Annotated in this window: 21 protein-coding genes; 7 read left to right on the forward strand and 14 right to left on the reverse strand. The window is 73.4% G+C overall.

Annotated features, from left to right (window positions below):
* Nucleotides 1-168: 168 nt before the first annotated feature.
* The 7 genes from MODMU_RS11855 to MODMU_RS11880 form a co-directional block, all read right to left on the reverse strand.
* A complete protein-coding gene (locus tag MODMU_RS11855) occupies nt 169-1374 on the reverse strand; it encodes a homogentisate 1,2-dioxygenase (protein WP_014740486.1) in 1206 nt (401 codons plus the stop codon).
* Nucleotides 1375-1431: 57 nt separating this feature from the next.
* Complete coding sequence (locus MODMU_RS11860) at nt 1432-3021, reverse strand: FAD-dependent monooxygenase (protein WP_014740487.1); 1590 nt, start codon at nt 3019-3021, stop codon at nt 1432-1434.
* A gap of 7 nt (nt 3022-3028) precedes the next feature.
* The gene (locus MODMU_RS11865) at nt 3029-3991 is read right to left on the reverse strand and encodes an MBL fold metallo-hydrolase (RefSeq protein ID WP_014740488.1); all 963 of its coding nucleotides are present in this window, start codon (nt 3989-3991) and stop codon (nt 3029-3031) included.
* Nucleotides 3992-4098: 107 nt separating this feature from the next.
* A complete protein-coding gene (locus MODMU_RS11870; RefSeq protein ID WP_014740489.1) occupies nt 4099-5433 on the reverse strand; it encodes a cytochrome P450 in 1335 nt (444 codons plus the stop codon).
* Nucleotides 5430-6188 carry an alpha/beta fold hydrolase gene (locus MODMU_RS11875; protein WP_041795207.1) on the reverse strand — a complete coding sequence of 253 codons (759 nt, stop codon included), beginning with the start codon at nt 6186-6188 and terminating at the stop codon, nt 5430-5432. The genes MODMU_RS11870 and MODMU_RS11875 overlap by 4 nt, the downstream gene beginning before the upstream one ends.
* A 135-nt stretch (nt 6189-6323) precedes the next feature.
* Nucleotides 6324-6488, reverse strand: a complete 165-nt coding sequence (locus tag MODMU_RS28895; protein ID WP_193375767.1) for a hypothetical protein — start codon at nt 6486-6488, stop codon at nt 6324-6326.
* 150 nt (nt 6489-6638) lie between these two features.
* On the reverse strand, nt 6639-7100 hold the full coding sequence (locus tag MODMU_RS11880; RefSeq protein ID WP_014740491.1) for a hypothetical protein: 462 nt from the start codon (nt 7098-7100) through the stop codon (nt 6639-6641).
* A gap of 163 nt (nt 7101-7263) precedes the next feature.
* Between MODMU_RS11880 and MODMU_RS11885 the strand changes: the two genes are divergently transcribed.
* The 4 genes from MODMU_RS11885 to glgC all read left to right on the forward strand — a co-directional run bounded on the left by MODMU_RS11885 (nt 7264) and on the right by glgC (nt 11347).
* Nucleotides 7264-7566 (forward strand): putative quinol monooxygenase, encoded by a 303-nt coding sequence (locus MODMU_RS11885; RefSeq protein WP_014740492.1) that lies wholly within the window; start codon nt 7264-7266, stop codon nt 7564-7566.
* A gap of 130 nt (nt 7567-7696) precedes the next feature.
* The gene (gene fucP / locus MODMU_RS11890; protein WP_014740493.1) at nt 7697-9034 is read left to right on the forward strand and encodes an L-fucose:H+ symporter permease; all 1338 of its coding nucleotides are present in this window, start codon (nt 7697-7699) and stop codon (nt 9032-9034) included.
* Between the two features lie 60 nt (nt 9035-9094).
* Nucleotides 9095-10051 carry a carbohydrate kinase family protein gene (locus MODMU_RS11895; RefSeq protein ID WP_014740494.1) on the forward strand — a complete coding sequence of 319 codons (957 nt, stop codon included), beginning with the start codon at nt 9095-9097 and terminating at the stop codon, nt 10049-10051.
* A 63-nt stretch (nt 10052-10114) separates the two neighbouring features.
* The gene (glgC, locus tag MODMU_RS11900) at nt 10115-11347 is read left to right on the forward strand and encodes a glucose-1-phosphate adenylyltransferase (protein WP_014740495.1); all 1233 of its coding nucleotides are present in this window, start codon (nt 10115-10117) and stop codon (nt 11345-11347) included.
* A gap of 12 nt (nt 11348-11359) precedes the next feature.
* On the opposite strand, the gene MODMU_RS11905 is transcribed toward glgC, so the two are convergent.
* Complete coding sequence (locus MODMU_RS11905) at nt 11360-12787, reverse strand: DUF2252 domain-containing protein (protein ID WP_051143976.1); 1428 nt, start codon at nt 12785-12787, stop codon at nt 11360-11362.
* Between the two features lie 125 nt (nt 12788-12912).
* The gene (locus MODMU_RS11910) at nt 12913-13296 is read right to left on the reverse strand and encodes a VOC family protein (protein WP_014740497.1); all 384 of its coding nucleotides are present in this window, start codon (nt 13294-13296) and stop codon (nt 12913-12915) included.
* Nucleotides 13297-13424: 128 nt separating this feature from the next.
* Here MODMU_RS11910 and MODMU_RS11915 point away from each other — a divergent pair, with 128 nt between their 5' ends.
* Nucleotides 13425-14225, forward strand: a complete 801-nt coding sequence (locus tag MODMU_RS11915; RefSeq protein ID WP_014740498.1) for an alpha/beta fold hydrolase — start codon at nt 13425-13427, stop codon at nt 14223-14225.
* A gap of 13 nt (nt 14226-14238) precedes the next feature.
* On the opposite strand, the gene MODMU_RS11920 is transcribed toward MODMU_RS11915, so the two are convergent.
* The 4 genes from MODMU_RS11920 to MODMU_RS11935 all read right to left on the reverse strand — a co-directional run bounded on the left by MODMU_RS11920 (nt 14239) and on the right by MODMU_RS11935 (nt 17136).
* Nucleotides 14239-15120: an alpha/beta fold hydrolase gene (locus MODMU_RS11920; protein ID WP_014740499.1), complete on the reverse strand. Its 882-nt coding sequence runs from the start codon at nt 15118-15120 to the stop codon at nt 14239-14241.
* Between the two features lie 152 nt (nt 15121-15272).
* Entirely contained in the window at nt 15273-15545 is a 273-nt protein-coding gene (locus MODMU_RS11925; protein ID WP_014740500.1) for a hypothetical protein, read from the reverse strand.
* A 151-nt stretch (nt 15546-15696) separates the two neighbouring features.
* Nucleotides 15697-16638: a PAS domain S-box protein gene (locus MODMU_RS11930; protein ID WP_014740501.1), complete on the reverse strand. Its 942-nt coding sequence runs from the start codon at nt 16636-16638 to the stop codon at nt 15697-15699.
* 153 nt (nt 16639-16791) lie between these two features.
* Nucleotides 16792-17136: a hypothetical protein gene (locus MODMU_RS11935; protein ID WP_014740502.1), complete on the reverse strand. Its 345-nt coding sequence runs from the start codon at nt 17134-17136 to the stop codon at nt 16792-16794.
* 314 nt (nt 17137-17450) lie between these two features.
* Here MODMU_RS11935 and MODMU_RS11940 point away from each other — a divergent pair, with 314 nt between their 5' ends.
* Together MODMU_RS11940 and MODMU_RS28490 are read left to right on the forward strand one after the other, a co-directional pair.
* Nucleotides 17451-18143, forward strand: a complete 693-nt coding sequence (locus tag MODMU_RS11940) for a peptidoglycan-binding domain-containing protein (RefSeq protein ID WP_041795209.1) — start codon at nt 17451-17453, stop codon at nt 18141-18143.
* 86 nt (nt 18144-18229) lie between these two features.
* Nucleotides 18230-19390: a hypothetical protein gene (locus MODMU_RS28490; protein WP_014740505.1), complete on the forward strand. Its 1161-nt coding sequence runs from the start codon at nt 18230-18232 to the stop codon at nt 19388-19390.
* On the opposite strand, the gene MODMU_RS27680 is transcribed toward MODMU_RS28490, so the two are convergent.
* Nucleotides 19273-20133, reverse strand: coding sequence for a response regulator transcription factor (locus tag MODMU_RS27680; RefSeq protein ID WP_231851837.1), 861 nt, complete (start codon nt 20131-20133; stop codon nt 19273-19275). The two genes, MODMU_RS28490 and MODMU_RS27680, sit on opposite strands and share 118 nt — an antisense overlap.
* Nucleotides 20134-20233 lie beyond the last annotated feature (100 nt).

Below are 20233 nucleotides of genomic sequence, written 5' to 3' on the forward strand. Positions count from 1 at the left end.
CCAGGTGCCCGGCCAGCTCCGCCAGCCGGGCGGCCGGGACGACGAAGGGGCCGACCAGCCCGCCCAGCCGCGACCGCAGCTCCCGGTGGGCGGGCACCGCAGCCGCCATCGGCGCGTCGCCGGGTGGGAACAGCGCGGCGTCGTCGAACCACCCCTCGAACAGCGCGCTCATGCCGACGGTCCCCGGCCCGACCAGGACCAGGCGTACCTGCCGTCGTCGACCGCGACACCGCCCTCGCCGAGGTCGAGCGGCCGGAAGGTGTCGACCATGACGGCCAGCTCGTCGAAGGACTCCGCCCCCAGGGACCGCTCCACCGCGCCGGGCTGCGGGCCGTGGGAGTGCCCGCCGGGGTGGACGGAGATCGAGCCCTTGCCGATGCCGGAGCCCTTGCGGGCCTCGTAGTCGCCGTCGACGTAGAACATGATCTCGTCGGAGTCGACGTTGGAGTGGTAGTAGGGCACCGGCACGGCGAGGGGGTGGTAGTCGACCTTGCGGGGCACGAAGTTGCAGATGACGAAGCCGCTGCCCTCGAAGACCTGGTGCACCGGCGGGGGTTGGTGGACCCGGCCGGTGATCGGCTCGTAGTCGGCGACGTTGAAGGCGTAGGGGTAGAGGCAGCCGTCCCAGCCGACGACGTCGAAGGGGTGCTCCGGGGTCACGTGGACCGTGCCGGTGAGCCCGCCCGGGCCGCTGCCGCGGTGCTTGACGTAGACCTCCACGTCGGTGCCCTCGGCGGTCAGCGGTTCGGCGGGGGCGCGCAGGTCCCGCTCGCAGTAGGGCGCGTGCTCCAGGAACTGCCCGTACCGGGACAGGTACCGCTTCGGCGGCGCGATGTGCGAGTTGGCCTCGATCGCGTAGGTGCGCAGCGGCTCGCCACCGGTGGGCACCCAGCGGTGCGTGGTGGCCCGCGGGATGACCACGTAGTCGCCCCGGCCGACGTCCAGGGCACCGAAGACCGTCTCGACGGTCGCGCTGCCGCGCTCGACGTAGACGCACTCGTCGCCGGTGGCGTTGCGGTAGTAGGGGCTGGTCAGGGACGAGACGGCGTAGGAGATCCGGACGTCGGCGTTGCCCAGCACCAGCCGGCGGCCGGTCACCGCGTCGACGGCCTTGTGCTCCTCGCCCGGGAACAGGTCGTGCAGCTTGAGGTGCCGCGGCACCAGCGGCGCGTTGGGCGTGAGCGTCTGGTCGGGGAGCTCCCAGGGCCGGGCGTCGACCAGCGCGGAGGGGATGCCGCGGTGGTAGAGCAGCGCGGAGTCGGAGGTGAAGCCCTCCTCGCCCATCAGCTCCTCGGCGTACAGCCCGCCGTCGGGACGGCGGTGCTGGGTGTGCCGCTTGGGCGGGACGCTGCCCACCTGCCGGTAGAACGCCATCGGAGTTCCTTCCTCTCGTGATCTCCGGGTCTCGGCGCCGAAACCTGGGGAGGGGGGTCAGGCAGGGACGGGGACAGGTCGGGCGAGCAGTCGGGCCACTGCGGCGGCGACGTCGGTGGGGCGGGTGAGCACGGCGGCGACGTGCGCGTCGGGGCGGAGCACCCAGATCTCGTCGGGGCGGGCGCCGAGCGCCTCGCGCAGGGTCGGCGACGGGTCCAGGTCGCTGATCCGGTGGACTGCCAGCGGCAGATCGCCGGGCAGGGGCGCGGGCGGTGCGGCGTCGTCCCCGACGAGGACGGTCACGCCCTGCCGGGCGAGCTGGCGGAGCCGGACGACGTCCGGCCGGCCGGGCACGGTGACCGGCACGTCCGGGACCAGCACGCCGGGGGCGGGCACCGGGACGTCGCCGCGCGCGGGCCGGCCGGGGAAGGGGCGCCGCTCGTCCGGGGTGGTGAGCGGGGAGTCGACGTACCAGAAGGGCTCGGCCAGCCGGCCGGAGTCGACCTGCGCCCGGGCGGCCGGGTCGGTCGCCGCCCGTTCCAGCACCTCACGGCGGTGCCGCGCCTCCTCCGGCGTGCCCGGGACCAGGAAGCGCATGGTGGCGCCGGTGACGTCGAGGTTCTCCACGGCCGCGGCGTGCCGCTCGTCGGAGTAGCTGTCCAGCAGCGCCTCCGGTGCCCAGCCGCGGAGCACGAAGGCGAGCTTCCAGGCGGCGTTCTCCGCGTCCAGCACCCCGGAGTTCAGCCCGCGGGCACCGAACGGCGCGACCAGGTGGGCGGCGTCCCCGGCGACGAGCACCCGGCCGACCCGCATCCGGTCCACGACCCGGGAGTGGAACCGGTAGACCGACTTCCACACGATCGCGTAGGGCCGCTCGCCGATGACCTGCCGGATCCGCCGGTCCAGCCCGCCGGAGGTCTCCTCGGCGGCCAGGTCGAAGTCCGGCGGGACCTGCCAGTCGATCCGGAACGTGGAGTCGGGGCAGGGGTGGATGAGCACCTGCCGGCCGGGGTTCCACCCCGGGTCGAAGTAGAACCGCCGTTCGGTCTCCCAGCCAGGCAGGTCGGTGCGGATGTCGCAGATGAGGAACTGGTCGCCGAAGGTCTGCCCCGCGAAGGTCAGGCCCAGCGCGCTGCGGACGACGTCGGCCCGCGGGCCGGCGCAGGCCACCGCGCAGCTGCCGTCGACCGTCGTCCCGTCGGCGCAGGTGACGGAGACACCTGCCTCGTCCTGGTCGATGCCGGTGACCTGGTGGCCCCAGCGGACCTCGATCAGCGGCTGGGCCGCGATCGCGTCGTCCAGCAGCTCCTCGGTCAGGCACTGGGAGACGTTGACGAACGGCGGGAAGGGGGACCGGCCGCGGTCGGTGAATTCGAAGCTGAACAGCTCGTGGTCGCGGTGGAAGGTGCGGGCGGTGGTCCAGGTGACGCCGCGGCGGGCGATCTCGGCGCCGACGCCGACGGAGTCCCAGACGTCGAGGACGTCGCGCTGCTGGCAGATCGCCCTGCTGCCGACCAGGTCCCGCTCGGGCCGGCCGTCGAGGACGACGACCCGCAGGCCCCACCGGGCCAGCAGCAGGGCGGTGGTCTGCCCGACCGGGCCGCAGCCGATGACGACGACCGGCGGCGGGCTCTCGGTGCTGGTCATCGCCGGGTCAGCCCTGCAGCTCGTCCCAGACCTGGCGGTCCCGCTCCGCGGTCCAGATCACCGGGCGCTCGATGCCGTCGAGCTCGTCCCAGATGCGCTGGACGTCGAAGGGCAGGCAGTGCTCGAAGATCGGCCACGAGCCGTACTGCGGGGCCAGGGCCGCGTGGGTGGCGGTGAAGGCGTCCTTCAGCGTGCCGCCGGAGCGGTGGGCCTCGCCGACCGTGCGCTGCATGGTGAGCAGGAAGTCGCGGGTCTGCTCGACCGCGGCGTCCACCTCCGCGCGCCCGCGGGCGATCTTCCCGCGGCCGCCGATGAGCTGCTGGGCGCCGAGGGCCTTGACCCGGTCCAGGGTGCCGGCGGCCCAGTCGAAGTGGAACGCGTCGCCGGTGTAGAGGGCCGCCTGGGACTCCACCAGGTCGCCGGCGAACAGGATCTCCTGCTTCGGCAGCCACGCGACGATGTCGCCCTCGGTGTGCCCGCGGCCGAGGAACTCCAGGACCAGCTCACCCCGGTCCCCGCCGAGTGAGATGGTCAGCCTGTCGCGGAAGGTCAGCGTGGGCCAGGTCAGCCCGGGGATGGACTCGGGCTCCTCGAACAGCCGCGGCATGCGGCCGTACTCGCTCTCCCAGTCCTGCTGACCGCGCTCGGCGATGAGGTGCCTGGTCTGCTCCGAGCTCACGATGACGTCGGCGTCGAAGGCGCTGGCGCCGAGCACGCGGACGGCGTGGTAGTGGCTGAGCACCAGGTAGCGGACCGGCTTGTCGGTGTGCTCGCGCAGCTTCGCGAGCCAGCGCCGGGCGGCGACCGGGGTGGCCAGCGCCTCGAAGCAGACGAGGAAGTCCTCGCCCTCGATGGCGCCGAGGTTCGGGTCGCCCTCCGCGGTGAGCGCGTACACGCCGTCGGCGAGGACCTCGAGGGTCTGCTCCTTGACGCCGAGGTCAGCGGAGGAGGCGAAGGGCTTGGCTGCCATGGGGGCTCCCGGCTCGATGGCGCGCTCGGATATCGAACGCCTCGCTCACTTACCGATGGAGCCTACGAGGTGAGTGGCGTGCGTCACAAGCGGCCGAGCGGTGGCCCTCACGCGGCGGTCCAGCGCAGCGGCAGCCGCTTCACCCCGCGCTGGAAGTTCGACCGGAGCAGGGCCGGTGGGCCGTCGAGCTCGAGGGTGCCGGTGCGGCGGAGCAGGGCGCCGAACAGCGCCCGCATCTGCACCCGGGCCAGCTGGGCGCCGAGGCAGAAGTGCGGGCCGTGCCCGAAGGAGAGCTGCGGGTTCGGTTCCCGCCGCACGTCGAAGCGGTCCGGATCGCGGAACACCCGCTCGTCCCGGTTGGCCGAGGTGAAGGAGACGACCACCTTGTCCCCGGCCCGCACCGGGGCACCGGCCAGGTCGACGTCCCGGGTCGCCGTCCGGCGGAACACCATGACCGGTGTCCACCAGCGCAGCATCTCCTCCACCGCGCCGGGCAGCAGGTCGGGGTCGGCCCGGACCGCGGCCAGCTCCGCCGGATGGGTGAGCAGGGCGATCAGCCCGCCGGGCAGGCCGTTGCGCAGCGTCTCGTTGCCGGCGACCGCGAAGAGCCAGAACATGTTCTCGAACTCCGCGTCGCTGACCCGGCCGCCGTCCTCGTCGGTCTGGGCCAGCAGCACCGACATGACGTCCCGCCCCGGCGCCCGGCGCTTCTCCTCGGCCAGCAGGCGCGCGTAGCTGTAGAGGTCGGGCATCCCGGCGCGGGTGCGCGGGTCGGGCATCCGGCCGGCGGCGTCCGGCACCGGGCGCAGCGCGACCGCCCGGTGGGCCAGCGCGGTGCCGCCGCCGCCGTCGAAGGCGGCCGACGACGCGTAGTCCGGGTCCTGCCAGCCGATCACCCGGTTCGACCAGTCGAACATCAGCCAGCGGTCCTCCGCGGGCACGCCCAGGACGTCAGCGAGGGTGACCAGCGGCAGGTCCGCGGCGACGTCCTTGGCGAAGTCGCACCGCCCCTCGGCGTCCCCGTCGAGCATCCGGTCCACCAGGCCGGTCGCCGTCGTCTCGATCGCGGCGGTCAGGGCGGCCACCGCGCGGGGGGTGAAGGACCGGGACAGCAGCCGGCGCAGCCGGGAGTGGTCCGGCGGGTCCATGTTGAGCATCATCCGGCGCACCCAGTCCAGGTCGGCCGCGTCGCGGACCTGGGTGGCGCCCAGCCACGAGGAGAAGGTGGCCGGGTCGCGGAGCACGTGCTCGACCTCCGCGTGCCGCAGCACCAGCCAGAAGCCGGGGCCGGCGGGGAAGCCGTGCAGCGCGGGCTCGTCGACCCAGACGACGGGACCCTCGGCGCGCAGCCGGCGCAGGGCCGCCAGCGGGGGGCCGCTCTCGTAGGTCGCCGGGTCCACCACGGCGAGGGTGTCGGCCGCGCGGGCCCCGGTGGCGGTCACAGCTGGTCGAGGAAGCTCTCGACGGTCGTCAGCAGCGCGACCGGTGTCTCGTACATGGCGTAGTGCCCGGCGTTGTGCAGCACCTCCAGCGAGGCGTTCGGGTACTGCGCCAGGAACGTCTGCTCCATCACCGCAGCGCCCAGGGCCGGGTCGTGCTCGCCCACGACCACCCGCACCGGGACGGGGTGGCCCTGCACCTCGGCGGAGAAGTCCGTCCCCGCCCAGGCGTCCAGGTAGGCGCCGAAGGCGGTCTCGTCGGACTGGTCGAGGGAGAACTGCACCATCCGGTCCACCCACGTGCGGCTGAGCCGGTTGCCGGTGGTGAGGTCGATGATCGCGTACCGCTTGCCGCGGTCGGCCGCGGCGCCGCCGAAGAGCTGCCCCGCCTGCTCGTCGAAGGGGACGCCGGTGGACGGCACGGGGCTGACCCCGATCAGCCCGGTCACCCGGTCCCCGGCGTCGAGCAGCACCCGCTGCATCGCGCTGCCGCCCATCGAGTGCCCGAGCACGGCGAAGCTCGACCAGCCGAGGGAGTCGACGGCAGCCAGGGCGTCGGCGGAGATCTCGGCGAGGGAGAACTCACCGGTCTCACCGCGCCGTGCGCCGTAGCCCCGGTAGTCCAGGAACAGGTAGCTGTACCGGTCCTCGTGCACGAGCTCGGGCAACGACCCCCAGCCCGTGGCGGAGCCGAACCAGCCGTGCAGGGCGAGGACCTTGACCGGGCCGGAACCGACCACCACGGGAGCGCTGACCATGCCGCAGTCTGGCGCGGCGCCGGGGAGCCGACAAGGCTGCTGCCGACCGCAGCCACAGACGGAACAGCTCCCCGCGACGGCGTCGTCGGGGGAGCTGGCTGCGCTGGCGCTCGGCCCGGTGGGCGGGCCGGTGGCTCAGGCTCCGACGCGCTCCCGGGCGGCACGCTCGGTGGCGAAGGCCGGGTGCTGCGCGGCCAGTTCGCTGGCCTGGCCGAGCCCGGTGAGGGGGCTGCTCGGCAGGTACGCGTCGAGGTTCCGGCGGGTGGCCTCGACGAGGTGGGTGGTCAGACGGGACAGCATGCTGGCACCTCTTCTCCGTGTGGTCGATCAGTGACACCGAGGGCAGCGACGGAGGCGCGAGGGGTGTTCCGGTCGCCGCCGTGAGGTCGCGCACGCCGCGGCGGATCCGCAGAGCTCAGGCAGGAGCCGAGGTCGTGGACCGGTTCGGGCTCACACGTCCCGGGCGAGCACGTGGGTGACCGGCAGGTGGAACTCGTGCTCCAGGCGACCGGGCAGGTCCTGGTGCAGCCAGCGGGACACCCGCGCCGGGAGCGTCGACACGATGATCTCGTCGAACTCGCCGGCGGCCACGGCGTCCCCGACGGCCCGCAGCGGATCGGGGTCGCCCACCACGCCGTCGGCGCGCACCCCCGCAGCGGTCAGCTTCGCCAGGGCGCTGTCCAGCTTGGCCTGGGCCAGCCGCCGCGCCTCCTTCGGCGGGCCCGGCAGGGTGGGCGAGCCACCCATGACCGGCATCGGGACCGGCATGGCGTTCGACACGAGGTCCTTCACCGGCGTCGCCGGCACGACGAGCCGGAACTCGGCGGGGCCGGCGGCCACGCGCTCACGGACGAGGCCCATGAGCTCGTCGCTGTCGAGCGACTGGTTCGCCACCACGAGGTACCGGTGCATGGTGTCCTCCGGACCGACGGTCGGACGTGCGAGACGGAACCGTACCGCTGATCCGGGGCCGTGAGCGGGGCTGCGGCCCGGGCCGGCAGCCGTCGGTCCCGGCCGGACCCGACGACGTCCGGCACCCCGCCGCAGGCCCCGGCGCGGGTGTAGGAACGCGCCCATGACCGAACCGGAGAGCGGGCTCTTCCTCGTCGTCACCATCAAGCCGCGCAAGGACCGGCTCGCCGAGGCCGAGGCGCAGCTGCAGTCCATGCGTCGGCAGACGCTCACCGAGCCGGGGTGCGTCTTCATGCACCTGGTGCAGCCGCGGGACGACCCGGACAACTGGGTCATGCTGGAGATGTTCCGGTCGCAGGCTGCGTGGGACGAGCACATGCAGCAGCCTTACAACACCGAGGGCAACCGCATCCTCGAGGACCTGCTCCGCGAACCGTCGGACCTGCGGCTGATGGACGAGAGGTAGCGGCTCCCCGGATCCCCGCGCCGGGGTGCGGGTCGGGTGGATCGGGGCCCGGCGGGGGCTAGTCTCCCGGTACCGACTGTGACGCACGTCACAAGTCGCGTCCCGACCGCCTCGGTGAGGGGTGGACCGCATGGCCCGACCGTCCCAGCTCCAGGAGCAACCGAACGTCGGAGGCCCGGCCAAGGCGGGGCTGGTCTACCCGGGCTTCGCCGTCCCGTTCGTCCTGCTGGTGGCCTGCTTCGCCGCCTGGGGATCGGCCGCGAACCTCACCGACGTCCTCGTGGGCGTGTTCCGGCACATCTTCACCATGTCGAACTTCCAGTCAGCGCTGGTGCAGTTCGCCTACTACGGGGCCTACTTCGCGCTGGCCATCCCCGCAGCCCTGATCAACCGGCGGTTCGGGTACAAGACCGGGGTGCTCACCGGCCTGGGGCTGGCCACGCTCGGCGGTCTGCTGTTCATCCCGGCGAGCCAACTGCTCGTCTACGGGTTCTTCCTCGTCGCGCTGTTCGTGCTCGCTGCGGGGCTGTCCATCCTGGAGACCTCGGCCAACCCCTTCGTGATCGCGATGGGGCCCGAGATCAGCGCCACCCAGCGGCTGAACCTCGCCCAGGCGTTCAACCCGGTGGGGGCGAACATCGGCGTCCTGCTGGGCGCCGTGCTCATCCTGCCCAACATCACGACGGAGACCGAGAAGGCCTCCATGACGGCGGCCGAGCTCGAACGTGCCCAGGAGCAGGACCTGTCCCTGGTGCTCGGGCCCTACCTCGGCATCGCCGCCGCGCTCGCCCTCATCTGGCTGCTCATCGCCTTCCGGAAGATCGACACACCCGACGAGCACGCCCACTTCGGGTTGGAGCAGGCGTCCGGCGGGGCGATGAGCCGCCTCTGGCACAACCGGCACTACCGCTTCGGGGTGCTCGCGCAGTTCGCCAACGTCGGTGCCCAGGTCTGCGCGTGGTCGTTCACCATCCAGTACGCCCAGGACGTCGCGGGTGTCTCCACCGACGACTCGGGGTGGTACCTGCAGGCGAGCCTGATCCTCTTCCTGGTCGCCCGCTTCCTCATGACCTACCTGCTCGGGATCTTCCGGCCGACGAAGCTGCTCCTGGCCATGGCGGGGCTGGGGGTGGCGCTCTGCCTGGTGGCCGTGTTCGTGCCCAACATGCTCGGTCTCATCGCGGTCGTCGGCATCTCGCTGAGCCTGTCGCTGATGTTCCCGACGATCTACGGGGTGGCGCTGCAGGGGCTGGGTCCGGACACCAAGTTCGGCGCCGCCGGTCTGGTCATGGCGATCCTGGGAGGCGCGCTGGTGACCCCGGTCATGGGCCTGGTGATGGACCGGGCCGACACGAACGTCGGCTTCGTGGTGCCGGCGGTCTGCCTCGCGGTCGTGGCGGCGTACGCCCTGTTCGACCTCCGGTCCGCACGTCACGGCGGTCCGCTGGTCGCCGAGGGGGCGCACTGACCGGCGCACCCGCCGGCGCCGGGTACCGGCGACACCCTTCTCGTCGACAGGAGCAGGCGGATGTTCGTGGTGGTCGGGGAAGCGCTCGTGGACCTCGTGGGGCAGCGCGGCAGCCGGACGCTGGTCGCGCACCCGGGCGGGAGCCCGGCCAACGTCGCGCTGGGTCTGGCCCGGCTCGGTGACCCGGTCTCGCTGATCACGAGCCTCGGGCGGGACTCCCTCGGGGAGATGGTCGCCGGGCACCTGACGGCGAGCGGCGTCCGGGTCGACCGGGGGCCCGACGCGGGCACGAAGACCAGCCTGGCCGTGGCCAGCCTGGCCGCGGGGGTCGCCGCCTACGACTTCCGCATCGAGTGGGACATCGGTGACCTGGCGCCCCTCCCGGTCGAGACGCGGTGCCTGCACACCGGCTCGCTGGCCACCGCCCTGGCGCCCGGCGCGGCCCACGTGCGGGACCTGCTCGAACGGGAGCGCGAGCGGGGCAGGGTCACCATCTCCTACGACCCCAACGTGCGCCCCGGCCTGCTGGGGCAGCCGGAGGACGCCAGGCCCGGGATCGAGCACCTGGTGTCCCTGTCCGACGTGGTCAAGGTGAGCGACGAGGACCTGCGCTGGCTCCACCCCGACCGCCGGGACGTCGACGTGGCCAGGGACTGGCTGGCCCTGGGCGCCCCGCTCGTGGTGGTGACCCGCGGTGGCGACGGTGTCCTCGCGCTCACCGCCGGCCTGGAGCTGGACCGCCCCGCCACGCCGATCGACCTCGTCGACACCGTCGGTGCGGGTGACTCCTTCACCGCGGGACTGCTGGACGGGCTGGGGCGTGCCGACCTCATCGGCGGCGCCCGGCGGGACGCGCTCGCGGCCATCGACGAGGCGAGCCTGATCAGCGTCCTGGACGACGCCAGCCTGATCGCGTCGATCACCTGCTCGCGTCCGGGTGCCGACCCGCCGACCCGGGCGGAGGTGGAGACCGCCCGGTCAGCCCGGCCGTCGACGCGGCAGTCCACCCCGGGCTGACCGCGCAGCGCCGGCCGGCGGGTCACCGAGGTCGGCCGCACACAGGAGGGTGAGGTCCCGCGCGTGGCGACTGACGTGCTCGCGATGGTGCTGGCCGGTGGCGAGGGCAAGCGGCTGATGCCGCTGACCGAGGACCGGGCCAAGCCGGCCGTCCCGTTCGGCGGCATGTACCGCATGATCGACTTCGTCCTGTCCAACCTGGTCAACGGCGGCCACCGCAAGCTGGTGGTGCTGACCCAGTACAAGAGCCACTCGCTGGACCGGCACATCAGCAAGACGTGGCGGCTGTCGACGCTGCTGGGCGGCTACGTCGCGCCGGTGCCCGCGCAGCAGCGGCTCGGCCCCCGGTGGTTCGCCGGGTCCGCCGACGCCGTCCACCAGAGCATGAACCTCATCAACGACGAGCAGCCCGGGTACGTCGTGGTGTTCGGGGCGGACAACATCTACCGGATGGACCCGCAGCAGATGCTCGACCAGCACATCGAGTCCGGCGCGGGGGTGACGGTCGCGGCCATCCGCCAGCCGCTGGCCATGGCGGACCAGTTCGGGGTGATCGACGTCGACGCGGGCGGTCGGAGGATCGCGGCGTTCCGCGAGAAGCCGGCCGACGCGCAGGGCCTGCCGGACGCGCCGCACGAGGTCTTCGCCTCGATGGGCAACTACGTGTTCACCACCAGCGTCCTCGTCGACGCGGTGACCCGGGACGCCCAGGACCCCGACAGCAAGCACGACATGGGCGGCAGCATCGTCCCGATGCTGGTCGGACGCGGCGAGGCGGCCGTGTACGACTTCCGGGACAACGACGTCCCGGGGCAGCGTGAGTCCGAGCGCGGGTACTGGCGCGACGTCGGGACGCTGGACAGCTTCTACGACGCGCACATGGACCTGATCTCCGTCGACCCCGAGTTCAGCCTGGCCAACCCGGACTGGCCGATCTTCACCGATCCCCAGACCTTCCCCCCGGCCCGCACCGTGCACGGCTCGCACGGCCGCGTGGGCACCGCGATGGAGTGCCTGCTGGCGCCCGGCTCGGTCGTGTCGGGCGCCACCGTGAGCCGGTCCGTCCTGTCCCCGGGCGCGCACGTGCACTCCTGGGCGCAGGTGGACGCCTCGGTGCTCATGCACGGCGTCCAGATCGGGCGGAACGCCATCGTGCGCAACGCGATCCTGGACAAGGACGTCGTGGTGCACGAGGGCGCGAAGGTCGGGGTCGACCTGGACCGGGACCGGGAGCGGTACACCGTCACCGACAACGGGGTCGTGGTCATCGGCAAGGGCCACCAGGTCCGGCCCTGAGCTCAGGCTCCCTCACACACCGGGTTCGCACGGGACGGCGCCCCGCGCCACCGCGTCGACGAGGCGCTGGTGGTCCCGCTCGGTCTGGTCGGCGTACACCCTGGCGAAGGCGCAGAGCGCCTGGTCCACCTTGTCCGACCTGCCCAGGTAGCCGGCGATCATCGAGGCGCCGCTGGTGCGCGCGTGCCCCTTGGCCAGCAGCTGGCCGCAGATCCCCGCGTAGTCGGCCAGCGCCCGGGGGTCGATGGCGTCCAGCGCGACGCTGCCCTTCATGTTGCGGAACTGGCGCACGTAGTACTGCCGCTCACCCACCGTGGCCCAGCCGAGCAGCGGGTCGCTCACGGTCTGCAGCGCCTGCTGGTACTCCACCACGCGTTCGCCCTGGTGGGCGTGCCAGGCGGAGTCGCCGTGGACGAACGGGGCGACGACGGAACGCCGGGCCTGCTTGAGCTGGAGGAACAGCACGTCCTCGGGGTCGGACCCCTCGCACAGGACGACGTAGGCCCGCAGCCCCACGCTGCCCACGCCGACCACCTTGTGGGCGATGTCGATGATCGTGTAGCCGCCGAGGATCCGGCGCCAGTGCGGGGCCAGCGTCGCCAGGTAGCCGTCGAGGGCCTCGGCCAGCTCGTCCGCCTCGGCGGCGCCCACCCGGGTGATCAGCGGCGGCTCCTCGACGATGCGCCGTCGTCCCCGGTGCTGCTCGGTGAAGCGGGGGAGCGCCCGGTCGCTCGTCCGGGACCGCGCCTTCCTCGCCGCCCGGTCCAGCTCCTGGCGCAGCGCGTCGTCGGACGCCGCCGTCTGCAGCCGGTCGAGGTCGAGCCGCTGGAACGAGCGCCAGAGCAGCGGTTGAGCCGACAGCTCCCACAGCTGCTCGCGGTAGGAGGCCACGCACGAGGTCACCGCGTCGGCGCAGGTGTCCTCGCTCATGGAGTTCTGCCGCCCGGCGACCCAGACGCTCGCGACGAGGCGGCGCAGGTCCCACTCCCAGCTGCCCGGGTGGGCCTCGTCGAAGTCGTTGAGGTCGAGCACGAGCTCCTGCTCCGGGGAGCCGTAGAAGCCGATGTTGCCCACGTGGGCGTCGCCGCAGATGACCGGGGTGATGCCGGTGGCCGGCAACCGGGCGAAGTCCTCGGCCATCACCACGGCGGCGCCGCGCAGGAACCCGTACGGCGAGGCGGTCATCCGCCCGATCCGCACCGGCACCAGCCAGCTGATCCGGCCCTCGTGCGACTCCGCGAGCAGGTCGAGCACGTCCCGTCGGTCGTCCGGCGGGCTCCACTCCGACAGCGACGACCGGGGCACCTGCTTGCGCAGGCTGCGGCCGAGGGCGTAGCGCTCCGCGCGCGGGGTGCCCGGCGTGCGCAGGGAGCCGTAGGCCTGGCCGTCGACGGTGGCCAGCACCGTCGGGGCGGGGCCGTGCGGGCGGACGCCTGTCATCGTGACCTCCCGGCAGCCCGGTGTGCTCGCCGTCGATCCTGGCACGGTCGGCGCGGAGCCGGGGGAGGACGGGAACGGACGCTGCGCGGGCTCCTGCCGTGCCGGTGATCGGAACCCGGCCGGGATCACCGCTGATCGCGGCGGAGCGGGTGGTCCTCGGGGACCTGCACCACGGCGATCCGCACGCCGTCGGGGTCCTCGATCCACATCTCGACCAGCCCCCAGGGCTCCCGTCGGGGCGGTCGGGTCACGGTGACCCCGGCGCCGGCCAGCCGCTCGTGCTCCCGGGCGACGTCCCGCACCTGGAGCCAGAGCGCGAGGCCGCCCGGTGGCCGCTCGGCGCGACCGGAGACCTCGAGCAGGCCGTTGCCGAGGAAGTAGACGACGCCGCGGTGCTCCGGCGGGCCGAACTCCCGGGAGACGGCCAGGCCGAGGACGTCGCCGTAGAACGCGTGTGACCGGGCCGGGTCCGTCGGGCGCAGCAGGATGCGGCTGCTCAGCACGTCCATCCGCGGCATCTTCCACCCGCCGGCCGTCCGTGGTCGCTGATCACCGCTGCGAAGGCGGCACACCCGTGCGACGCTGCTGCTCGACGGCTGACGCCGGGGATCGGCCGTCAGGACGGAGGGAGCGACCCGTGCCGGTCATCGAGCGTCCTGACACCGCCCGCATCGCATGGGAGTCCGACGGGCCGGAGGACGCACCCGCCGTCCTGCTGGTGATGGGGCTCGCCTACCCGGCCGCGATGTGGTTCCGGCTGGTGCCCGCGCTGGCCGAGGGCCACCGGGTCATCCGCGTCGACAACCGGGGTGCCGGCCGCACCGGGGACGTCCCCGGGGCGCCGTACACGGTCGGGACCATGGCGGCGGACTGCCTGGCCGTGCTGGACGCGGCGGGCGTGGACACCGCCCACGTCGTCGGCATCTCGATGGGCGGCCTGATCGCGCAGGAGATCGTGCACACCGCCCCGGAGCGGGTGCGCTCGCTGTGCCTGATCGCCACCCACCCGGGCATCCCGCACGCCGTTCTGAACCCGCAGGCGATGGCGATGCTGACGCAGCGCGGGCCGATGACGCCCCAGGAGGCAGCGGAGGCCTCCATCCCGTTCAACTACGCGCCGAGGACGCCGCGCGAGCGCATCGAGGAGGACTGGGCGGTGCGGTTGCCGCTCGCCGCCACGAACCGGGGTAACCTGGCGCAGGTGATGGGGACGTCGCAGTGGGACGGCCACGACCGCCTGCCGGGCATCACCGCACCGACGCTGGTCGTGCACGGGGAGCTGGATGCGCTCGTCCCGCCGGAGAACGGCCGCATCATCGCCCGCCGCATCCCCGGCGCCGAGCTCGTGGTGGTCCCGGACGCAAACCACGTGCTGATGACCGACCAGCCCGGCCACGTGTCGGAGGTGCTCGTCGACTGGCTGGACCGGAACCGCTGACCGTCGACCCCGCTCAGCCCGTGGCTCGCGGCAGCCGCTGCTCTACCCGGTCCAGCAGGGTCTCGAAGGCGCTGTCGACGACCTCGGGTCGGCTGAGGTTGACGCTGTGCCCCGCGCCGGGCACGACGACCAGCTCGGCGCCGGACCCGAGGACCTCGGCGATCCGCCGGCTGTGCACGGCGGGGGTGAGCCGGTCGTGGGTGCCGACCACCACCGTGACCGGCACGCGCCTCAGCACCTCGAGCGCCGCCGTCTCGTCGTGGTCGAGGATGCTCGCATAGAAGGCCGTGGTGACCGGCAGCGGCGTCTCCTCGAGCATGTCCTGGACCAAGCGCACCGTGGCCGGGTCGGCGTCGTCACGGCCGAAGAGGTACTGCCGGGTGTACCACCGGCCCAGTGCGGTGCCCCGCCGGCGGAACCGCTCCAGGAGCGGGGCGATCAGCCGCAGCCAACGGAGGTAGAGAGCCACCAGCCCGAGCCGCCGCGCCAGCTCGAACGCCCGGCCGACCACGCCGTCCGGGACCAGCCCATCGGCGGAGGTGGCGAGGAGGAAGGCGCCGACGACCCGGGTGCCGAACAGCTCCGGCCGCTGGCGGGCCAGCGCCAGCACGCTCATGCCGCCCAGGGAGTGCCCCGCCAGGACGACGGGGCCCGACGGCGTGGTGGCGTCCAGGACCTCACCGAGATCCCGGCCGGTCCGGTCGATCGTCGCGTTGTGCCGGCGGTCCCAGGCCGACCGCCCGTGGCCGCGGTGGTCCCACAGGACCAGCCGCGCCCGTCCGTGCAGCGCCGCCCGCTGGCCGTCCCACTCGCCCAGGCGCGCGGTGAAGCCGTGGGTCAGCAGCACGGTCAGCGGTGCGTCCGAGGTGCCGTCGACCTCGACGTGCAGGTCCACGCCGTCGTCGGTGCGTACCCTCCGCGACCCGGGCGCGGGTGACCCGGCGGGTGCGGAGCGAGCAGAGCGACGGGGGATGCGCACCCGTCCATCTCAGGGGCCGTCGACCCCGGCCGCCACTCCAGGGGGCCGGGCACTCCAGCCCCCGGTGTTCAGGGTCGTCCAGACGGGGAGCCCAGCATCTCGCACGCCCGGCATCGAGCGACGGCCATGACCTCGGCCCAGCTCAGGGCCAGCCGTTCGAGCTGCTGCTGGGTGAACGCCTCGCACAGCGAGGCGCCGTCCCCGTCGACGAGGTGGAAGCGACGGTCCCCGGTCCTCCTGCCGATCGACCGGGCGACCGGGAAGGGAGCGGCGCGGGAGCCGACTCCTGCGGGGACCCGCGAGTCGATGACCGCGGTCGGGACGATGGTGGGACTCGGCATGGGTCGATCCACTTCGCACGTGCTGCGTGGCGTCGCCGTGGACCGGAGCGACCGGGTTCCGCCAGGGACCGGAGCGGAGGGCCGCGGGGCGGCCGAACACAAGGCTAGTTGCCCCGCCGGGGCCGGACCAGCCCGCCGGGTGAGTTCGAGCTCAGGGGGACAGACCGAGCGTGACCACCGCGGTCGCCACGTCCTGCAGGGATGCGTTGTGGTGCCGGGCGTGCTTGCGGAGCGACTGGAACGCCTCCTCGACGGAGATCCCGCGGCGTTCGGCCAGCATGCCCTTGGCCTGCTCGATGACGACCCGCGAGGTGAGGGCCGTCTCCAGCTGCTCGTTCAGCTCGGCCAGCCGCTCCTGCGCGCTCCGTCGCTCGGTGACGTCCCGGATGTTGCAGATCCGGCCCCGGACCGCGGGGTCGTCGAGCAGGTCGGAGACGACCATCTCGACCCAACGCCAGGAGTCGTCCGAGCAGCGGAGGCGGCACTCGAGAGCGGGGGAGTCGTGGCGTCCCTCCCGGGCGGCCGGTGGCATGACGACCGACCGGTCGTCGGGGTGCACGAGGTCCCACAGGCGCATCCCGAGGACCCTCTCCTCGGGCCAGTCGAACAACCGGGTGAACGCGGGGCTGGCGTAGGAGACGGTGCCGCTGCCCGACGTGACCAGGACCGCGTCCGACGAGCGGGCGAGCAGTGGGCGGAGCGCATCGCCGAGGTCCGTGGAGACCCCCACGATGCCGGCCAGGCGACCGTCGTCGGTCCGCACCCCGACGTCGGTCACGAGCGCGGAGAAGGTCGAGCCGTCCTTGCGGACGACGCTGAAGCTCCCGGACCACGGCCTGCCCTCGCGCAGCGCCCGCATGATCTCGTCGCCGTGTTCCTTCCCGGCCTCGGAGACGGTCACGTCCGCGATGTGTCGGCCCAGGATCTCCTCGGCGGTCCAGCCGTACAGCCGCTCGGCCGCGGCGTTCCACCGGACGATGGAGCCGCCCAGGTCCGTGGCGATGACCGCGTGGCCCAGGGAGTCGAGCAGTCGGTCGGCATCCGCCCAGTTGCTCGGCACCGCGCCGGAGGCGAGGTCCTCGTCCGGAGCCACGCGTCACCACCCGACCGGATCAGTGGGCCGGGGATCCTCCCCGAGACGATCGTGACGCCGCCGTCCGTCTGAGGCAATCGCAACCCCGTTCCCCGCCGCACCTCCGCGCCCTGCGGGCAGCAGAGGAGCCGTCCATGTCACCGCGGTCCGGAGTCAGTGCCCCGTGTCGGCTCCGTCCGGGCCTCGTCCCTCGCCCTCGGGCCGCCGGTCGGAGGCCTGCGCGTCCACGCGCTCGAGGCGCTGGCGGATCGCCGCGACGTTGAGCGCGAGGTCCTCGAGTGCCTCGACGGCCCGCGTCGCCAGCGCGAACGTGAGGTTCTCCCGCTGCTCCTCGGCGCTGGGCTCGCGGTGACCCTGCGGGGTCTGGGGGCGTTCGCCCAGTCGACGCGTCACCTCCCCCCACGGGTCGTCACTGCTCCGCAGATCGGTGAACAGCTCGTGCAGCATCCGCTGCGCCCGCTCCAGGAACTCGGCCGGATCAGGCCCGTTGGTCGCCATCGGTCTCCCCTCTCAGCTCATGTCGAACGTGCCGCACAGGTCGGGAGACGGCCGGTTCACGAGCCCCGGTGAGCTGCCCGACTGCGCCCGGCTCCCGATGTGATGACGGTGGTCCACCATTCGTGCCGACACGAGGGTCCACCCCCGTCCCGGTGCAGGGCCAGCGCGTCGAAGCCCATCTCCGTGGTCGCACCCACCGACAGCATCCCGAGCCCGTACTCGCCGGCCTGCCGCGGACCGGTGGGTGAGGCGGTGGCGGCGACGGTGACCTCGGGGTGACGGCCCTGTGACGGTCCCTGGAGTTGGCTCCGGTCATGACACAACTCGTGGGGGAAGCGATGTCGGCCAGCCTGACGCCGGGCCCGGTCATCGACGTGCAGGAGGCGATCGGCCAGGCCCGGCTCGTCCGCGTCCGGGCGGGCCGCAACAAGGACTTCGACCGTCTGGTGTTCGACTTCGAGGGGCCCGCTCCGGGCGTCCGGGTCCAGTACGTGGACCAGCTGCTGCAGGACGGCTCGGGCGATCCCGTCCCGCTCCGCGGCCGCGCCGTCGTCGAGATCGTCATCCGTCCGGCCGTGGCACACCGGGACGACGGGACGTCGACCCTCACCGGTCCGCTGCCTGACCTGACCGGCTTCGCGGCCTTCCGCCAGGTGGCGGATGCCGGGGACTTCGAGGCCGTGCTCACCTGGGGGATCGGTGTGGCGGCCCGGACCGGCCTGCGCAGCCTCATCCTCACCGGACCCAGCCGCGTGGCCGTCGACGTGGTGCACGCCGAACCGGGAACGGGCACCCAGCTGCTGCGCCGGGGGGACAGCGGTGCGGCGGTGGCCACCTGGCAGTGGCGGCTGGTCCAGGCGCTGGGCAGGCCCCTCACCGTCGACGAGGCCTTCGGACCCGCGACCGAGCAGGCCACGCGTGACTTCCAGTCCGCCCGGGGAGTGGCCGTCGACGGCATCGTCGGTCCGGACACCCGCGCGGCGATGGTGCGCGCCCTGGGCCTGTGAGACGGCTGCGACGAGGGACGCAGGCCGTGGCGCCGGTGACGCCTGGCCACCCCCGGCCACGAGTGACCGAGGGCAGGTGACCACCCGTGGCACCCACGGAGACACCCGACCCGCGAGCAGGACTGCTCGACACCATCCGGGCCAGACGGGTCGGCATCGAGGCCTACGTCCGGAGGAAGGCCCCGGTGAGCAGGCGGCTGTCGACCGTGAGCATCCTCAGCAGTGCCGTCATCGTCGCGCTGATGGCAGGCCCTGCCCTGGGCGGCCCCACCTTCGCGGAGAGGGTCCAGGACGGGCTGTCGCTCGACGCCTCGCAGCCGGTGTGGCAGGTGCTGTGCTCCGCCGCGCTGGTGGTGTCGATGACGGCGGCCGTGTCGGCCCACCTGGAGAAGACGAGTGACCTGAGAGCGCGGGTGGGCGCCGCTGAGGCGGCAGGGGTGATGCTCGCCGGGTTGCAGGCGCGGCTGGAGTACGGCGGGCTCCCCGTGCAGGAGGCTGCCCAGGAGTACCGGGACGTCCTGGCCGGCATCCCCTTCGTCCCCGAGGCGCAGGGTGGGACGACGTCGCCCGCCGGACGCCGCGAGCACGGGCCCGCGGTGCAGCTGACGGTCGTCGTCCTGGCAGCGCTGCTGCTGGCTGTCACCTTCGTGGGACTCTTCCGGGGCGCGGCTGCCGAGCCGGGCGGCGAGGACACGGGTGCTGCGCCGACGGCGTCGGAGGTGCCGGCGCCCACACCGGCACCGTCGCCCGGCCCGACCTCCGCCACGCCCTCGCCACCCGCAGCGGCGACGCAGGGCGTCTTCGGAGGTGAGACGCGGGACGGTGGTGCCAGCCTGGCCATCGTCATCGACGCGGACCGGGCCATGGCCTACGTCTGCGACGGGCGGCAGTTCGAGGCCTGGTTGACGGGTTCCGTCGTCGACGGCCGGTTGCAGCTGAGCTCGCCGAGCGGGGCCAGCCTGACGGGCGCCTTCGGGAACGGCGCCATCTCCGGCGAACTCCGGACCCCCACGTCGAGCACACCGTTCACGGCCACGGTGGCCGCCGAACCCGCCGGGGTGTACGAGGCGAGGATCCCGGTCGACGGCAGCCAGGCCCGGATCGGCTGGGCCGTTCTCCCGGACGGCAGTCAGGTCGGCGTCCTGGCCGTCGGAGACACGCGCCGAGGCGCGCCCACGCTGGACCTGGCCGACCTCACCTTCGAGCACGACGGCAGACTGTTCACCGCCTGGAGGGCGGGACCGTGACGTGGCTCCTCACCCTCGGGAGGCGGTGCCAGGAGGCCCGCCTCACGAGCTCGCTGGACCGCCACGAGGCGGTCGCGCACGCCGAGCTTGCGGTAGAGGTGCTCGAGGTGCTTGTGCACCGTCCGGGGAGAGGTCCGCAGTCGGCGCGCCATCGCATCAGCAGTGAGACCTTCCCCGAGCAACGTGAGCACGGCCAGCTCGCGCTCGGTCAGGCCGAGGCTGCGCACGGGGTCGTACCGCGCCGCGGAGATGCCGTCGAGCACGGCCCGCTGGCGGAAGAGCGCACCGAGCGCCGGGAGGACCAGGCCGGCCAGCTCCAGGTCGGCGTCGGCGTAGTCGTCGTCGGGGCGGCTGAGGACGTAGGCCTCGATGCCACCACGCATCGCCAGCGGCAGGGCCAGCTGGTGCGTGATCCCGAACGGACGGGCGAAGGCCGTCCACTCCTCGACCATCTGCGGCGGGGCGATGGCGCTGGGCACCCGGCCGAGGACCTGCGGTGCTGAGCTGCGGGTGGTCGCGTACCAGCGCAGCAGTGGGTGCGTCGTCGCGTCGACGTGGCGTCCGGACGGCGGTGCTGCCGGCAGGTGGGCGACGGGCCAGCAGCCGGCGATGTGGTCGACCCACGTCCGGTCGACGACGTGGCGCGAGCAGCAGGCGGCGTGGACGGACTCGCGCAGGAGGTCGGCCACCCGCTCGTGGGGGAAGGGCTGCGTGCCGGCGGGGCTCGTCAGGATGTCCCCCACGAGCTCCAACCAGGCTGTCGAACAGGTGACAGCGCGCGCCACCCACCTCACGGTAACCATCCGCTGCGCCGCGGTGAAGGCGTTCGCGGCTGAGGGCACC

Source organism: Modestobacter italicus (genome assembly GCF_000306785.1).
GTDB lineage: Bacteria > Actinomycetota > Actinomycetes > Mycobacteriales > Geodermatophilaceae > Modestobacter > Modestobacter italicus.

Bases quoted from the DNA above. Each gene is read 5' to 3' on its own strand.
- MODMU_RS11855 (WP_014740486.1), bottom strand. From the start codon at position 1,374: ATGGCGTTCTACCGGCAGGTGGGCAGCGTCCCGCCCAAGCGGCACACC.
- MODMU_RS11860 (WP_014740487.1), bottom strand. From the start codon at position 3,021: ATGACCAGCACCGAGAGCCCGCCGCCGGTCGTCGTCATCGGCTGCGGC.
- MODMU_RS11865 (WP_014740488.1), bottom strand. From the start codon at position 3,991: ATGGCAGCCAAGCCCTTCGCCTCCTCCGCTGACCTCGGCGTCAAGGAG.
- MODMU_RS11875 (WP_041795207.1), bottom strand. From the start codon at position 6,188: ATGGTCAGCGCTCCCGTGGTGGTCGGTTCCGGCCCGGTCAAGGTCCTC.
- MODMU_RS28895 (WP_193375767.1), bottom strand. From the start codon at position 6,488: ATGCTGTCCCGTCTGACCACCCACCTCGTCGAGGCCACCCGCCGGAAC.
- MODMU_RS11880 (WP_014740491.1), bottom strand. From the start codon at position 7,100: ATGCACCGGTACCTCGTGGTGGCGAACCAGTCGCTCGACAGCGACGAG.
- MODMU_RS11885 (WP_014740492.1), top strand. From the start codon at position 7,264: ATGACCGAACCGGAGAGCGGGCTCTTCCTCGTCGTCACCATCAAGCCG.
- fucP (WP_014740493.1), top strand. From the start codon at position 7,697: ATGGCCCGACCGTCCCAGCTCCAGGAGCAACCGAACGTCGGAGGCCCG.
- MODMU_RS11895 (WP_014740494.1), top strand. From the start codon at position 9,095: ATGTTCGTGGTGGTCGGGGAAGCGCTCGTGGACCTCGTGGGGCAGCGC.
- MODMU_RS11905 (WP_051143976.1), bottom strand. From the start codon at position 12,787: ATGACAGGCGTCCGCCCGCACGGCCCCGCCCCGACGGTGCTGGCCACC.
- MODMU_RS11910 (WP_014740497.1), bottom strand. From the start codon at position 13,296: ATGGACGTGCTGAGCAGCCGCATCCTGCTGCGCCCGACGGACCCGGCC.
- MODMU_RS11925 (WP_014740500.1), bottom strand. From the start codon at position 15,545: ATGCCGAGTCCCACCATCGTCCCGACCGCGGTCATCGACTCGCGGGTC.
- MODMU_RS11935 (WP_014740502.1), bottom strand. From the start codon at position 17,136: ATGGCGACCAACGGGCCTGATCCGGCCGAGTTCCTGGAGCGGGCGCAG.
- MODMU_RS11940 (WP_041795209.1), top strand. From the start codon at position 17,451: ATGACACAACTCGTGGGGGAAGCGATGTCGGCCAGCCTGACGCCGGGC.